Below are 14367 nucleotides of genomic sequence, written 5' to 3'. Positions count from 1 at the left end.
CACCACCTTTTGAAATACAGTATATGAGCGGAGAAGGAATTCGGAAGGGCGGATAGACTTAGGTTTATGCGAGTGGACCACGGGGAAGGATAGCTAAATAGCTGGAGGTGCACCTTATGAGAAAACAGCCGAAGATCACTTGGGCATTCGTACTGATCCTGATTATTGCTTTATTCATCGTCGGTTTTACAACTCTTAATAAAGAGGATGAAAAACTGGTCGCTTTAGGAGATTCATTGACTTATGGACTCGGAGATGAATCCGGCCATGGCTATGTCGAGAACCTGAATCAGTGGTTGTCGAAGCATAAAGAACATGATATCGAAGTGGACAACCATGGTATTCCCGATCAGCAGTCGGATGGGCTGCTTGCACAGCTGCAAAAAGACGATGTACTGGAGTCAGTCGGGGAAGCCCATCATGTCCTGTTGTTCATTGGTATGAATGACATCATTAAGAGCAATGGAGGGGACCTTTCTGAACTCCATCCAGAAAAATTGGAAAAAGGAAAAATGGATTATGAGTCCAATCTGAAAGAAATCCTGGGTACTATTCGGAAGACCAATCCTGATGCGCCGATTGTATTTGTCGGATTGTATAACCCAGTTCCTGGTTCAGAAGAGATCAGTACCCTATATAAGAATTGGAATGAGACAAGTAAATCAATCATAGATGATTCCGTTGGTATCACTTATGTTCCTACCGATGACCTATTCAATGATAAAAAATATTTCAGTGACAATCTTCATTTGAATGAACAAGGGTATGAGCGATTGACAATGCGAATCATCGACGAATACGATTTTTCAATTCAAAAGAAAGACTAAGCGTGAGCAGACGCTTAGTCTTTTTATTTGGTATGTGTGGGTAAATGGCTTGTTGTTGATTGAGTTTTATTATTATATCCTAGATTAAGGAAATGAAAGGAGATTAGGACATGAAAAAAAGAATCTTCTATTCAATTTTACAGCCAAGGGAAGAAGCTTGAAATGTTTCTTGATGAGAAGGTGGAGTAAGTGACGCAATATACGTATTTGGCATCGCCTATCAAACTTCCGACTGTTACGTTAGGACTGAATCCTGTGTCACCGGATAAACCGAATGAATTTGCGACAGAGTTGGATTTCACCCATCTTTATTTCGAAGGGAATTATGATAAAGAGGATGGGAAAAGGCATTCTTACAGTGCCCACTTCACGTTTAAGAATCAAGTCGCTTTTATGAACAGCCATGTTCCTTTGCGCCATGAAATCGACGGCAGCCGGGCCGAACGGAAATGTCTCAACATCCTGTATTCCTATTTGGATGAAGCCATCACCAGAGGTGGGATGCTTGAGATGTTCACCTGTATCAGTGGTCAAGAAGAACGTGCTTTAGAAAGGAAGAAAAGTATTCGTTGGCAGGACATCCGGGATCCGTATGATCTTGTCATGTCCGACCGTGAATTTTGGAGCATTACGTTATGAGACTGACCTTGGATTGGTCAGTCTTTTTTCATTGTAAAGTTTTCGGAGTTTTGAAATAATTGGAATGACAAAGACTTTTTCGGGAGGGGTTCGGATGATCAGAACGAACTGTTTTTTCTGTAAAAAAGAATTTGAAGTAGGTGCTTCCGATCCACAATACAAAAAGCTGCGTGCAAATCCGAAAGCAAGTTATGTGTGTAAGCATTGTAATGATTCGATGCAAAAAGATGCCCAGCAGACTACAGGCTTGAACCCAGACATGATCGACTCCCACACGAAATACTTATAATCCGGCATATCCACGAGAGGGGAAAAAAGATGAATTTCAAAATGAGCGAAGCAATCGAGATTCTCGAACAGACGCCTAAGACATTGGCACAGCTCCTGTCAGGTCTATCGGAAGGATGGGTTACCTGCAACGAAGGGGAGGAGACGTGGAATGCAGCAGAAGTGGTCGCTCACCTGATTGAAGGGGAGAAGAACAACTGGATTCCAAGACTGGAGTTCATTCTTCGGGAAGGGAAGACTGCACCATTCCCGGCATTTGATCGTTTCTCCCATTTGAATGGTACTTACCAAAATTCTTTGGAGGAGCGCTTGGAAGAATTCAACATGATTCGAAAAACAAACGTGCAGAAGTTGAAGGAACTGATGAAGTCTGATGAGCAGCTTGAATTGGAAGGGTACCATCCTCTCCTGGGAGAAGTGAAGGTGAAGAACCTGATTGCAACCTGGGCGGTCCATGATCTGACTCACATTGCTCAGGTGACGAGGGTATTGGCGAAGCGGTACCAAGAGGATGTTGGACCATACAAGCAATTTTTAGGAGTGCTGAACTAATTTGGAGGAGAGAACATTGCCGAGGATTGAACATTGCCGAGGATTGAACATCAAACCCTCATTCATGTGCCGAGGGAAAAAGTTTTTCGAACGCTCACCACAGCTGAAGGATGGAATGCATGGTTTACCGATGAAACTTCATTGGTGCTGAAAGGCAAATCAGGAGATATTCAGCTTAGATGGAACGGTGAGGGCGGTACCATCGAGGACGGTGGTGCAATTGTTGAAGTAAGAGAGAATGCGTACTTCGCTTTCGAGTGGTCCCCGGGAGAAGGGATGACCAAGGTCACTTTTCAACTTGCTGAACATGATCAAGGAACAATCGTGACGGTGAAGGAAACAGGCTATTCGGACTCGGAAAAAGATATTCAAGCATGTGTCGGATGTGCGGTTGGATGGGGAGAAGCGCTCACCTTACTGAAAATATACTTGGAGCACGGAATCGTCTACAAACAAGACTTGATACTTTAAGGAGCGACTGTTGATGACTACAATCGGATTTGTGAGACATGGAATAACAGAATGGAACGTTCAAAAGCGGGTGCAGGGAACAACGGATATCCCATTGAATGATACAGGAAAGCAACAAGCTGAAGCCGCAGGAGAAAGACTGACGTTGGAAGAACCTTGGGATTTGATCATTTCCAGTGACCTTGGCAGAGCTTCAGAAACAGCATCGATCATTGGGGAAAAGCTGGGTGTACCCATCGATCATAAGGAACAGAGGATTCGAGAATTGAACTGTGGAGAAATCGAGGGGACGACGGAAGAGGAACGTGTGGAAAAGTGGGGTCCGAACTGGCGAGAACTTGATTTAGGCATGGACAGTTATGAGTCAATCGGGAAACGGGGATTAGCATACATTGAAGAATTGGCAACTACATATGGAGGAAAGCGCGTGCTGGTCGTCAGTCATGGTGGATTCATCGGGCTGACGATGAGATACCTGCTTCCTGAAATGCAGCATACCAACATAGGCAACACGTCGGTCACCGTTATTGAAAAGCGTGAAAAAGGCTGGAGTTGTTCGCTTTATAATTGCTCTAAGCACTTGGATGCTGTAGAAGCAAATTAATAAAAAAACTTGCACCCAATGAGAGTGCAAGCTTTTAACTTGTGAATCAGCCGATGATCATCGGTTCTTTCGGGTAATGGTAGCCTTCTTTTCTTGTCTTGCCCCTTATGATGAACAGGAACGAGAAGATCCCGATACGTCCAATGAACATCAGCAGGATGATAATGAGTTTTCCGGCTGTGTGTAACTCAGGTGTGATTCCCATAGAAAGGCCTGTCGTACCGAAAGCGGAACAGGCTTCGAACGTGAGTTGTAACAGGGAGAACTGTGGTTCATAAATACATAATAAGATGACTGCCAATCCGGTAAGGGCAATGGCAGTATTGATGACGATGAAAGAACGGAAAATGTCGTCTGGGTGTATCTCTCGTCGAAAAACTCGTACATTCTCTCTCCCACGAGCATAGGCTATGACACTTAAAAGTGCAATGGCAAAGGTTGTTGTTCGAATTCCGCCACCTACACTGCTGGGGGATGCACCGATGAACATCAGAATGCATATGACGAGCAGAGTTGGGGCAGTGAATTCACTGACATCCATGGTGGCCAGCCCACCGTTTCTCGTCGTGACAGATTGGAAGAGCGAATAAAAGAACGACTCATGCCATGACTTTCCTGCAAAGAAGTGGTTCCTGTCCAACAGATAGATCAAGGCTGCCCCTACAACTACCAGTGCGCCAAACGTAGCAGAAGTCAGTTTTGCAAATAAGGAAAACCTTGCAAAATCTTCATTTTTTCTTGTCAGGAAATCTTTCACTTCAATCAGAACAGGGAACCCGATGGCGCCTAAAGTGAGCAAAAGCATGTTGATGAACTGCACGAAATAATCGTCCTGGAACATCACAAGTGAAGTGCCGGTAATGTCGAACCCTGCATTTGTAGTTGCACTGACGGAAGCGAACATTCCCTGCACAAATGCCTCGCCGAGCGTCGGATAATATTCTGTGAAGTAAACACCAAGGATGATGGCGCCGACAGCTTCAATTGCAATGATCAATAAGAGGATCTGCCGGATAATCTGTACGATGCCTGCAAATGTATTACGGTTCTGGTCCGTTTTAATCAGGACTCTTCGCTTTAGACCGATTTTTTTACCTAAGACAATCCACACGAAGGTACCAAGTGTCATCACTCCGATACCGCCGAACTGAAGTATGAACATCAGAACAAAATATCCTGGAGTATTGAAAGTATCTGCTGTGGACACTACGGTCAGACCTGTCACACTCACTGCGCTGACTGCAGTAAAAACCGTATCAATGAAACTCAAGTGAACCCCTTGTTTATGCAAAAACGGAAGACTTAATAAAAAGGTCGAAATAGCGACTGCAGACAGGTAAAAGAGTACGATTACCTGAAATGGACTGAGCCGATCGATGAATTTCCACATGGAGGATTGCGACATAGTCTAGCCTCCTACGTTATTTAGATTATATATGGATTTTAGTCCTATAGATGGGAATATGCAATAGGGTGATGTGATTTTGATATGATGTACGTACTACTATGAGAGGCGGAGCTTGCCATGACGAAGTTAGGTATTTTAGGTATCACACATGATGAGGAGATGCAAAAACGCTATAACCTTACGTTGGATCGAATTGAATCGTTGATTGATGATTTTCGTCCAGACGTCATCTGTGGAGAAGTGCATCCTGAAAGCTGGGAATTGTATTTGAACACAGGGGAATCAAATGGAATTTTAGGCGAGACGCAACAGGAGTATCCAAGCATGATTTATCCATACTGTGATAAGCATCAAGTCACCTTTATCCCTGTAGATTGGTTTGAAGAGGATGTTTTTGAAGAAGATGTTTTTGATCGGTTCCCTCAGGATGAAAGGATAGAACTTGAAGCAGAGTTGGAAAGAATGGAAGAAGTAAAACTCGCGACAACCTGGGACGCTGGCGAAATTCCTTTGAATTCCGTCGAATATGACCAGGCTACTGAAGAGATCTACAGGTGGCTCAATCATCTGAACCCCGATGTACAGCAGATTCGTTGGAATGCTAGGCACCATATCATGATTGCCAGGGTGAAAAAAGCTATTCAGTCTAATCCTGGTAAGCGGATTTTGTGCCTCCATGGCGCCGACCATAACTACTGGTACCATAAAGTGCTGAAGAAAGAGGAAACTGTGGAAGTCGTCTATCCATTAAAATCGTAGCATTGTGATAGTTACAAGAAATAACAGGGGGGATAGTGATGAACTACGGAAGTGAATTATTCAAAGGAACAGCTAATCATTACGCAGCCTATCGTCCAATGTATCCTTCCTCACTCATCAGGTATTTGGTCGAGCGTTTTTCGCTCGATGGCAGTCAGAGAATGATGGACCTCGGATGTGGGACCGGCCAGTTGACAGTTCGTTTCGCTGATTGGTGCAGTGAAATCATTGGAGTGGATGCTGATGAGGAGATGCTGCAGGTGGCGGAACGGATTCACCGATCCTTACCGATTGGAAACATTACTTGGTTGAAGGGGGACGCGGAGGAGATTGTTGCAGGAAAGGGCGAGTCTTTTAACCTTGTAACAATTGCCAAGGCATTCCACTGGATGGATCGTTCCAAAGTACTGGAGGAACTTTATGAAGTCGTCGAGCCTGGCGGTGGGGCAGCGATTATCGATAACTATGATCCACAAAAAAAGGAAACAGAATGGCAACAGCGTTTCCGTGAAACAGTCGAAAAATGGTATGGAAATGAGAGGCGAGCAGGTACTACTACATACAGCCACCCAACCAAGAGTCACGAAGACGTCATCCATGACTCGAAGTTTACCTATGAAAAGGTGGAGTTAGCGGAATATGTGCAGAAGTGGACGGTCGATTCCATCATCGGTCACCACTATTCCACATCCTACGGAGCGAAACGTTTCTTAGGAAATCATGCAGAAGAATTCGAACGTAATGCTAGAGCTGCATTACTGGTCGTGAATCCCTCTGGCGAATTTTCTGAGACAATCAATGTTTCGATCAAGCTGGCAATGAAGGTTACACCTTGAACACTTTTTTCGATAATGGAAAAAGCCCGAATCCAATCACTGCACCTAGCACATTCAAAATGAGATCATCGATATCAAGGCTGCCTCGACCTGTTGCTAATTGGGTAATCTCGACGATACATATCACCGCCGCAACTATGATAGCCAGTGAGACAAGTTTGGCATTTTTCGTGATATAACGGTAATACACACCAAAAGGGATGAACAATCCTATGTTGGCAGCCAGGTTATAAAAAGCGACGAGTGCATTGCCATCGAAGGTAAGATAGAACCAGATTGTACGGAATGGCATTAGATTGATAGAAAGAAAGGCACGTTCATTGGGTCTGAAAAAGAGTAAGATTAGCAGCAATAATGCATAGCCAATTATTGATATATGTAAAAACTTCCGCGGAAGACGGATGGTTTGCCGGGTTATTAAGCTGATCAGAAATAGAGTCAGAATGGAATAGCAAATCCACACGACAACAATTACAACTGGATGAAGGTACCTGGTCAATTCCAACCAGAATGGAAGGAACGCAAAAAAGATGAGTTGGATAAGTATCAATGCCAGAATCATAGATTTCTTCATAATGCCTCCAGTAGTTTCAGCTTTAGTAGTGAGTGTATCATAGCTGGTAGCAGCGTTTTAAAATCGACTTATATTAGACGAAGGTACGTATTACAAATCCAGTAAAACACATCAAAAAAACGGCAGATGCCGTTTTTTTATTCTTTCATTTTTGCTTTCACTCGATTGATTTCATATTCGGATACTTGAGCAATTCCTAAATTTTCTTCAGTTCCATCACATTCACGTAGCGAAATGATCCCGCTTCGTTCCACAATCCGTCCACATGAAAGCGATTGAGTATCAGTAGTCAGTTCGATGGAAGAACCATCATAAATCAGCTCCTGCATCATCGGCTTCCCACTTCTATATGTAGCGATGCTCACATCATCTTCCGTTCCTTTTTCCACATTTTCGATGAAGCTCAGTAATTCCTCGAGGTTTTCCGTGTTACCATCTTCTTTAATCACTACATCCCCGTTTTCTTCGGCATCTTCTATGGTGTAGGACTTACTCTCATCTGAGCATGCGGATAAAATAACAAGTAATAAAAATAATCCAATATACTTTTTCATATATACCTCCAAATTTCGTTTACATATCTTTCATATTTTCCCATAACCTTCACAAATTGTCGAAACAATTTGTAAATACAAGGAATTTTTACTCGCAAAGAAGAAATAGAAAGAAATAGATAGTTGGAAAGGGTGGTTTTTTTGAAAAATACAGCGTTAATACTAGTAGATATACAAAAAGCTTTTGAGGATAAAAGGTGGGGAAAGCGAAACAACCCTGATGCTGAGGAGAAAATGAGAACAGTGTTGGATTTCTTCAGGGATAGGAATGGGGAAGTCATCCATATCCAGCATATGTCGGAGGATCCTTCTTCTGTTTTCTATCATAAAGGGAAAGGGTTTGAGCCCAAGGACATCGTGGCGCCATTGTCTGGAGAAAAGGTAATTACGAAAACAGTCAATAGTGCATTCATTGGGACGGATTTACATGAGTACTTACAATCAAAATCAATTCAGATTGTTGTGATCGTAGGGCTTACAACGCCTCATTGTGTATCAACAACAACGCGGATGAGCGGGAACCTTGGATATGAGACCTACCTTGTCCAGGATGCTGTAGCTGCATATGAATTGAAAGATCTGGAAGGGAATAATCTGGACCCTCAGGTGATCCATGACTTGTCTTTAGCAACACTTCACGATGAGTTTGCTACTGTCTTGGACAGTGATCAACTGATTGATCTTTTCAGCTAGGATTCAGGATGAGGAATATAAGGTAATATTTACAATGTAAAAGTATTCCATTATAATTTGGTTGAATGACCAAATCATCGAGGTGGAAAAATGCGTAAGGAAAATAAACGACAGCTTCTGATCGACGCTGCCTATAAAGTTTTTGCAAAAAAAGGATATAAGAATGCATCGATCAAAGATATAGCAAAAGAGGCAGAAATAACTCCAGGATTGGTTCATTATTATTTCAAGAGTAAAGAGGAATTATTGCTGGAAGTCCAGGAACATGTGCAACGAAGGTACCAAAAGCAATATGAAGGGAGGAAACCTCAGGAACTTTCGATGAAAGAAACGTTGAACGAAATTAAATCAAGGGCTGAGGAAGATCCTGACTGGTATCGATTGCGTTATGAACTCTACGGATTGGGATTGAAGAATGAAAGCATCCAACATGAGGTCCGTTCACTACTAAAGTCTGGCAGGGACAGTCTTGCTATACCTATGCAGCAAGTAAGAGGGAAAAAAGGGGATGAAGAACAGCTGGCAAGCATTCTGTTGGCATGTTTCGATGGACTCGCTTTACAGAAAATTATGGACGATACGTTTGATTTGGATGAGGCATATGGCGTGTTGAATCAACTGATGGAAAACTATTTGAAGGAATAGATATTTTTTTGTGTGAATTTGGTCAGATGACCAAATTTCAGGAAGGAATGGGGATGAATAATGAAAAGGATATTGGTTAGTACAATTCTGTTACTTGCATTGATGCTGCCTTCAACAAGCTATGCAGAACTAACGTCAGACCAAAAGGAAATGCTTCACACTTATATGGAAGAAGCGATGGAACTTTATCAAATTCCAGGGGCGACATTAGGAATAGTGAAAGATGGGGAGGTAGTTTTTCAGGAAGCATTCGGTGTCGAGCAGGAAGGGGATAAGGTGGAAAACGATACGTTATTTACAATCGGCTCTGTTAGTAAACCGCTGACGAGTCTAGCTGTGATGAAATTAGTTGAAGACGGCAAGGTCGACTTGAATGCAACGATTGATCACTACATAGATGTGGACTTCACCGACGTTCAAGATTCAGAGATTACAGTAAAAGACTTGTTGGCTCATACAAGTGGGATTACCTCCTATGATGGATTGAAGATAGCCGATAAGAATATGCGCGGAGAGCAAGCGATCAGTGAGGCAGTTGAGCAGTTGCAGCCGATAGGGACCAATTATGATACTGGTGAGGTGCACCAATACAGTGCAGCCAACTATCTATTGCTTGGAAAAGTGATAGAGGAAGTCACTGGCAAAACCTTCTCCACCTACATGCAGGATGAGGTATTCGGTGAACTCCAGATGAATCGTACAGTGGCTTCTTATAAGGAAGCTCAGGCAGTTGGTTATCAACCTGGTTTCGAGTCATGGTTCGGCATCCCGGTCAAAAGTGATGGCTGGTATGACGACAGTGGTGCTCCATATGGATACATAGCATCCACTTCTGACGACATGGTCAAGCTGATGACAGCTTTATTGAACGAAACAGTGTTGCCAGAACCCTTGTGGAATGAATATACTTCTCCGGTCGTACATCGTAAAGAGGATCAATATTATGGATTAGGCTGGCGGATTTCAACGAATGAAGATGACGCGTACTACTATCACGGTGGAGAAACACCAGATTCGAGAACGGAACTTTTTGTTCACCCGGATAATGGATATGCTTTTACTCTAATGACGAATAAAAATAACTTTTCAGAAGTGATGAATACGATCCATATGAAGGAAGGAATCCGATCGATTGTGGAAAATCAGGAAGCTCCTCCGTTGCCGAAGACTGCTGATTCTATGAGATGGATCGTATTGTTTGTAACGATAGGAATTGGAGCCGTGGCTTTATGGGATGTGATTCGAGGGGTTAAAAAGGGTGTAAGGTTCTTTAAAGGGAGAATTGCGATCTCGGTGCTTTCTATCGTACTGGCAGTTTCACTTATTCCTGTTCTCGTGCAAACCTTCGGATCTCCATGGCATACTATCCAAGCCTTTGCGCCTGATATAGCGCTATTGGTGTATGTCACGATCGGGATATTCTTGGCTCATGGACTGGCATCTACTGCTGTATTGTTTAAAAAGCGAAAATCCAGGAAACTGTTAAGTGAAGCTTCATGAAGAGGTGCGGTTATGCTTGATTCGATGATATTGCTGAAGAATGGAGATGCATTTCAAAAACAAGTGTATGATTGCATTCAACAATTGAATATTATGGATGAGTTAACGGTGTTCCGTCCAGTGGTATGTGGTACGGTTCCGATTGATATTTATCTAGGAAACTCTGATGTTGATATCATCATGGGAGTTGATAATCTTGAACACTTTTCAGATAAGATAAGGAGTTTATATGGTGATCAGACTCAATTTCGATTGAAAAGTAAAAGGTTACGAGGAAATAAAGTGGTTAAGGCTAATTTCAACTACAAAACTATCCCCTTTGAATTGTTTGGACAATCTGTTCCGACTCACAAGCAAAATGCCTACCTTCACATGGTGATTGAATATGACCTGTTGAAAAAAGAAATTGTGAGTAAACAGAAGGTGATTCAACTCAAACGGAGGGGTCTGTCGACAGAAGCGGCTTTCTGTGATTTGTTAAGTTTATCAGGAGATCCATATGAGTCACTGTTGGAATTCGGAAAGGAAAGAAACATCATTTAACACAAAAATAAATAGGCTAGAGATCATCTCTAGCCTTTCTTTTCCATCAGTTCTTTAATTACAACCGCCTGGTTATGCTCTTCATCTTTTGCTCCGAACAAAAGCACTACCCGATTGCCGTCAGCTTTCTCGATCAGTTTATCCAACAGCTTTTTACGTTCTTTGGATTCTTCGATTTGTTCTGTATAAAGCTTCTTGAATTCCTCGAATTTTTCAGGGTCATGATTGAACCATTGGTGCAGTTCTTTACTTGGACTGATTCCGTCCATCCATTCATCCAGGTTTGCATCCTCTTTCTTGATGCCTCTTGGCCAGATACCGTCTACCAATACACGATAACCACCAGTCTCCTGATCTTCATCATAAATACGTTTTAATACTACAGACATTTCTCTTACCCCTCTCTATCCTATCCTATTCTTATAACCGAAATCCAATGAAGTTAAACCGCTCAAGCCTATTTTTTATTATTATGAAACGATTAGGCAGGTTAGTACGTAGAAAAAGATAGAAACGAAAGGGAGCTGAAATCATGGACGAACAAGAGTTTATAGATGTAGTGATCAATCAGGACGAATCAATGGCCGGATTCCTGGAAGCATTGATTGACCAGAAGCGCGAAGAAACTGGATCCTACAATATTCAGATTCATCAGGTTGTACCCCTGGGAAATGATCGCTTTACTGTGATTCTACATAAGAAAGTCAGTGAGTTTTAAATCAGGGAGGGTCTACCTATCATGCCTCATTGTGCACACTGCAAGCGAAAATGGACGATGAAAGATACCTTTTTCAAGCCTGTCCAATTCAAGAATAAAATGAATTGTCCCTATTGTGGGAAGACCCAATACCTGTCTGCGAAATCGAAGAAACGACAGAGTATGCTGGCTTTCATTCCACCGATCCCACTGTATTTAGCGACGCTGCTAGATTGGTCACTTCCTATCTTTTTAGCTATCTGTATAGTGCTGTTTGTAGCAGGTATGGCAGTGCTGCCCTACTTTTATCAATTGAAAAATGAAGAAGAATTCATCTGGTAGAGAGGTGTGAGCAATTGTGGGAAAGCACAGTTCGAATGAGGATCTATGGAGTCAGTTAAATGAACAGATGGTTAAAGTGGGTATTGATCAGCAAGTGATTCATGAGTGGTTACATCTATTCAGGAAAAAAGCATCTGAAATCGGGGAAGATGGACTTGTCGATTGGCTTCATAAATTGAATTACGGTACCCCCGAGCCTTATGTGAATGAACAGTGTGCAATTGATTTCTATCACAGGCATGAACAGTGGGTCAAGCAGACAGTGGCCAAGCTTGAACAAGAAATTGGATTGCCATGGGAGGTCCAGGCTGAAGACTTAAGTGAATTGGATATTCGCGCCCGTAAAGCTCAGCTTGTCATCAGGCAACGAGTAACGGATATCGTCTTGGATCTTGAAGATCGTTGGTGGTTAAAACTTCACTTCTAATTTAGGAGAGATTAGTTTTGGAACAACTATTGGTAGAAATTAAAGATTACTTAATAGAAAGCTACGATTGTCATACGATTATTCTGTATGGGTCCTACAGTAGCGGGGATTACACCGAAGAAAGTGATATTGATCTCCTATGCTTTGCGGAACGTACAGCGGAGAAGAACGATGTAGCTTATTTTAATGGCAAGCAGTTGGATGTTTGGGTCTATGGTTCTGAAAAGCTGAAGCAGCCTGACCAATTTTTACGAGTGAACGGTGGAAAGGTGCTGCTTGATCAGAAAGGACTTGCCGGGGAATTTCTTCATGAGGTGGAACAGCTTTACCAAAAGGGGCCTGTGCAAATGCCTGAAGAAGAAAAGAGCTTTTTAAAAAGTTGGCTGTGGAAGATGTACAGACGCTCACAAAAAGGGGATTTGGAAGGTAACTACCGGTTACACTGGATGCTGAAGGATGCTTTGGAATTATATTTCGAGTTTAAAGGGGAATGGTTTAGAGGTCCGAAGAAGTCTTTCCTTTGGTTGGAGGAGCATGATTCTGAAGCATACGAGAGGTTTGCTACTGTCTATCAACCCGGTGCTGGAGAAGAAGAGGTGGAAGCGCTGCTCCGATACCTTGAGAGGTTATAACTGTTTCGATCACTTACTGGATGAAAGGGAGAGGTGCTAATGGAAGGTGAAAAGTTTTTTTATTTGCTCGGATTGATCTACGGCTTATCTCTTTCAATCTATGCAATTATGAATTATAACTATTACGCACATGAAGGAACTGCTGCCAGCTTGATCATTTTTATCGTGACAACTGTGATCATCTATTTTGCACTGGTGCTCTTGTATTTCCGTTTGAAGCAAGGGGCTAAATTCGTAATGGTGAGTTTAGTATTGTTAGAAGCAGGGATGCTTGTATTTTATGGATTGAATTGATCGAGGACCTCATGTGATACGGTCCTATCCGAACTAGGTTCTAAGAAAAGGTGATATTATGGATGTTAAAGAAACAATAGACGGTTTGGCTAATGAACAGGGCGTCTCAGGTACCCTGTTGGTCAAGCAGGGCGATGAAGTCCGGTTAGAAATGTCTTATGGATTTGCAAATAAAGCGGAAAAGATAGAGAACAACCTCCATACGAGATTCGGAGTTGCTTCTGGTTGTAAATTGTTTACCGCAATCGGCATTGCACAGCTGGTGGATCAAGGGCTGCTGACGTTTGATACAAAGCTGAAAGACTGTTTGGAACTATCTTTTCCGAATTTCGATGATCGTGTGACGATTCACCATTTGTTGACGCATACGTCAGGTGTGCCAGATTACTTTGATGAGGAAGTCATGAATGATTATGAGGATCTCTGGAAAACGCGGCCTGTTTATACGATAACCAAGCCGGAAGATTTTCTACCTATGTTCCAGGATGGGAACATGCTCTTCCATCCAGGTGAGCGATTCCATTACAACAATGCTGGATACATATTGCTTGGATTAGTCATCCAGCAGCTCAGCGGGATGAATTTTACCGACTACATAGAGGAAAAAGTATTTAAAGAATGCGGCATGGTGGATTCCGGGTATTTCTCCTCGGATTGCTTGCCTGAAAACACGGCACTCGGCTACATCGAGGATAAGGAAGAAGGTACGTGGAAGACGAACATCTTTTCCATTCCGATCAAAGGCGGTCCGGACGGCGGCGCATATGTGACCGCTCCGGATATGGTGAAGGTGTGGGAAGCGTTATTCAGTTACAAGCTGATCAGTAAAAGCGTGACCGATCAGATGCTGCAGCCCTACATGGAAGTCAATAACTTCCTCCGTTACGGATACGGAATGTGGATGAACGAGGGTGAGAGAGGTATATATAAATACCATGTCATGGGATTCGACCCGGGCGTGCGTTTTCGAGCTTCCTACTATCCTGAGAAAGATCTGAAAATTATTGCTGCATGTAATAATGAAGTCGATCCATTCGATATGGTGAAAACGATTGAAGATGAGTTTTTAGAATAGGGGGGGA

At 42.6% G+C, this 14367-nt stretch carries 22 protein-coding genes; 18 read left to right on the top strand and 4 right to left on the bottom strand.

The window, feature by feature from the left end:
- The first annotated feature begins 116 nt into the window (after positions 1–116).
- The 6 genes from ACFQ2J_RS16815 (at position 117) to ACFQ2J_RS16790 (ending at position 3381) form a co-directional block, all read left to right on the top strand.
- The gene (locus ACFQ2J_RS16815) at positions 117–827 is read left to right on the top strand and encodes a DUF459 domain-containing protein (RefSeq protein WP_386063266.1); all 711 of its coding nucleotides are present in this window, start codon (positions 117–119) and stop codon (positions 825–827) included.
- Between the two features lie 189 nt (positions 828–1016).
- The gene (locus ACFQ2J_RS16810) at positions 1017–1466 is read left to right on the top strand and encodes a hypothetical protein (protein ID WP_386063263.1); all 450 of its coding nucleotides are present in this window, start codon (positions 1017–1019) and stop codon (positions 1464–1466) included.
- Between the two features lie 94 nt (positions 1467–1560).
- On the top strand, positions 1561–1755 hold the full coding sequence (locus tag ACFQ2J_RS16805) for a DUF2197 domain-containing protein (RefSeq protein WP_386063260.1): 195 nt from the start codon (positions 1561–1563) through the stop codon (positions 1753–1755).
- A 29-nt stretch (positions 1756–1784) separates the two neighbouring features.
- A complete protein-coding gene (locus ACFQ2J_RS16800; RefSeq protein WP_386063257.1) occupies positions 1785–2306 on the top strand; it encodes a DinB family protein in 522 nt (173 codons plus the stop codon).
- Between the two features lie 33 nt (positions 2307–2339).
- Positions 2340–2777: an SRPBCC family protein gene (locus ACFQ2J_RS16795; RefSeq protein WP_386063255.1), complete on the top strand. Its 438-nt coding sequence runs from the start codon at positions 2340–2342 to the stop codon at positions 2775–2777.
- Between the two features lie 13 nt (positions 2778–2790).
- Positions 2791–3381 carry a histidine phosphatase family protein gene (locus ACFQ2J_RS16790; RefSeq protein WP_386063252.1) on the top strand — a complete coding sequence of 197 codons (591 nt, stop codon included), beginning with the start codon at positions 2791–2793 and terminating at the stop codon, positions 3379–3381.
- Positions 3382–3427: 46 nt separating this feature from the next.
- Here the strand turns inward: ACFQ2J_RS16790 and ACFQ2J_RS16785 are convergent, their stop codons facing one another.
- A complete protein-coding gene (locus ACFQ2J_RS16785) occupies positions 3428–4786 on the bottom strand; it encodes a TrkH family potassium uptake protein (protein ID WP_386063249.1) in 1359 nt (452 codons plus the stop codon).
- A gap of 120 nt (positions 4787–4906) precedes the next feature.
- Between ACFQ2J_RS16785 and ACFQ2J_RS16780 the strand changes: the two genes are divergently transcribed.
- Together ACFQ2J_RS16780 and ACFQ2J_RS16775 are read left to right on the top strand one after the other, a co-directional pair.
- Positions 4907–5548 carry a hypothetical protein gene (locus ACFQ2J_RS16780; protein WP_386063247.1) on the top strand — a complete coding sequence of 214 codons (642 nt, stop codon included), beginning with the start codon at positions 4907–4909 and terminating at the stop codon, positions 5546–5548.
- A 38-nt stretch (positions 5549–5586) separates the two neighbouring features.
- Positions 5587–6384, top strand: coding sequence for a class I SAM-dependent methyltransferase (locus ACFQ2J_RS16775; RefSeq protein WP_386063244.1), 798 nt, complete (start codon positions 5587–5589; stop codon positions 6382–6384).
- Here the strand turns inward: ACFQ2J_RS16775 and ACFQ2J_RS16770 are convergent.
- Entirely contained in the window at positions 6374–6958 is a 585-nt protein-coding gene (locus ACFQ2J_RS16770) for a VanZ family protein (protein ID WP_386063241.1), read from the bottom strand. The two genes, ACFQ2J_RS16775 and ACFQ2J_RS16770, sit on opposite strands and share 11 nt — an antisense overlap.
- 137 nt (positions 6959–7095) lie before the next feature.
- Positions 7096–7512: a DUF4362 domain-containing protein gene (locus tag ACFQ2J_RS16765; RefSeq protein ID WP_386063238.1), complete on the bottom strand. Its 417-nt coding sequence runs from the start codon at positions 7510–7512 to the stop codon at positions 7096–7098.
- Positions 7513–7653: 141 nt separating this feature from the next.
- Here ACFQ2J_RS16765 and ACFQ2J_RS16760 point away from each other — a divergent pair, with 141 nt between their 5' ends.
- The 4 genes from ACFQ2J_RS16760 (at position 7654) to ACFQ2J_RS16745 (ending at position 10893) form a co-directional block, all read left to right on the top strand.
- The gene (locus ACFQ2J_RS16760; protein WP_386063235.1) at positions 7654–8205 is read left to right on the top strand and encodes a cysteine hydrolase family protein; all 552 of its coding nucleotides are present in this window, start codon (positions 7654–7656) and stop codon (positions 8203–8205) included.
- 90 nt (positions 8206–8295) lie between these two features.
- Entirely contained in the window at positions 8296–8850 is a 555-nt protein-coding gene (locus ACFQ2J_RS16755) for a TetR/AcrR family transcriptional regulator (RefSeq protein ID WP_386063232.1), read from the top strand.
- A gap of 60 nt (positions 8851–8910) precedes the next feature.
- A complete protein-coding gene (locus ACFQ2J_RS16750; protein ID WP_386063230.1) occupies positions 8911–10350 on the top strand; it encodes a serine hydrolase domain-containing protein in 1440 nt (479 codons plus the stop codon).
- Positions 10351–10362: 12 nt separating this feature from the next.
- A complete protein-coding gene (locus ACFQ2J_RS16745; protein ID WP_386063228.1) occupies positions 10363–10893 on the top strand; it encodes a DUF4269 domain-containing protein in 531 nt (176 codons plus the stop codon).
- 29 nt (positions 10894–10922) lie between these two features.
- On the opposite strand, the gene ACFQ2J_RS16740 is transcribed toward ACFQ2J_RS16745, so the two are convergent.
- Positions 10923–11282, bottom strand: a complete 360-nt coding sequence (locus ACFQ2J_RS16740) for a DUF488 domain-containing protein (protein WP_386063225.1) — start codon at positions 11280–11282, stop codon at positions 10923–10925.
- 143 nt (positions 11283–11425) lie between these two features.
- On the opposite strand from ACFQ2J_RS16740, the gene ACFQ2J_RS16735 reads away from it, so the two are divergent.
- The 6 genes from ACFQ2J_RS16735 to ACFQ2J_RS16710 are packed head-to-tail and all read left to right on the top strand — an operon-like array spanning position 11426 to position 14360.
- Positions 11426–11611, top strand: coding sequence for a hypothetical protein (locus ACFQ2J_RS16735; protein ID WP_386063222.1), 186 nt, complete (start codon positions 11426–11428; stop codon positions 11609–11611).
- A gap of 21 nt (positions 11612–11632) precedes the next feature.
- Positions 11633–11932 carry a TIGR04104 family putative zinc finger protein gene (locus ACFQ2J_RS16730; protein ID WP_386063220.1) on the top strand — a complete coding sequence of 100 codons (300 nt, stop codon included), beginning with the start codon at positions 11633–11635 and terminating at the stop codon, positions 11930–11932.
- A gap of 16 nt (positions 11933–11948) precedes the next feature.
- Positions 11949–12359, top strand: a complete 411-nt coding sequence (locus ACFQ2J_RS16725; protein ID WP_386063218.1) for a hypothetical protein — start codon at positions 11949–11951, stop codon at positions 12357–12359.
- Positions 12360–12376: 17 nt separating this feature from the next.
- A complete protein-coding gene (locus ACFQ2J_RS16720; protein ID WP_386063217.1) occupies positions 12377–12991 on the top strand; it encodes a nucleotidyltransferase domain-containing protein in 615 nt (204 codons plus the stop codon).
- Between the two features lie 39 nt (positions 12992–13030).
- Positions 13031–13285: a hypothetical protein gene (locus ACFQ2J_RS16715; protein ID WP_386063216.1), complete on the top strand. Its 255-nt coding sequence runs from the start codon at positions 13031–13033 to the stop codon at positions 13283–13285.
- Positions 13286–13340: 55 nt separating this feature from the next.
- Complete coding sequence (locus tag ACFQ2J_RS16710; protein ID WP_386064014.1) at positions 13341–14360, top strand: serine hydrolase domain-containing protein; 1020 nt, start codon at positions 13341–13343, stop codon at positions 14358–14360.
- The last annotated feature ends 7 nt before the right edge of the window (positions 14361–14367 follow it).

This window comes from Thalassobacillus hwangdonensis (assembly GCF_042675915.1).
Taxonomy (GTDB): domain Bacteria; phylum Bacillota; class Bacilli; order Bacillales; family Halobacillaceae; genus Thalassobacillus_A; species Thalassobacillus_A hwangdonensis.
This window is presented reverse-complemented; position numbering and strand designations above follow the sequence as displayed.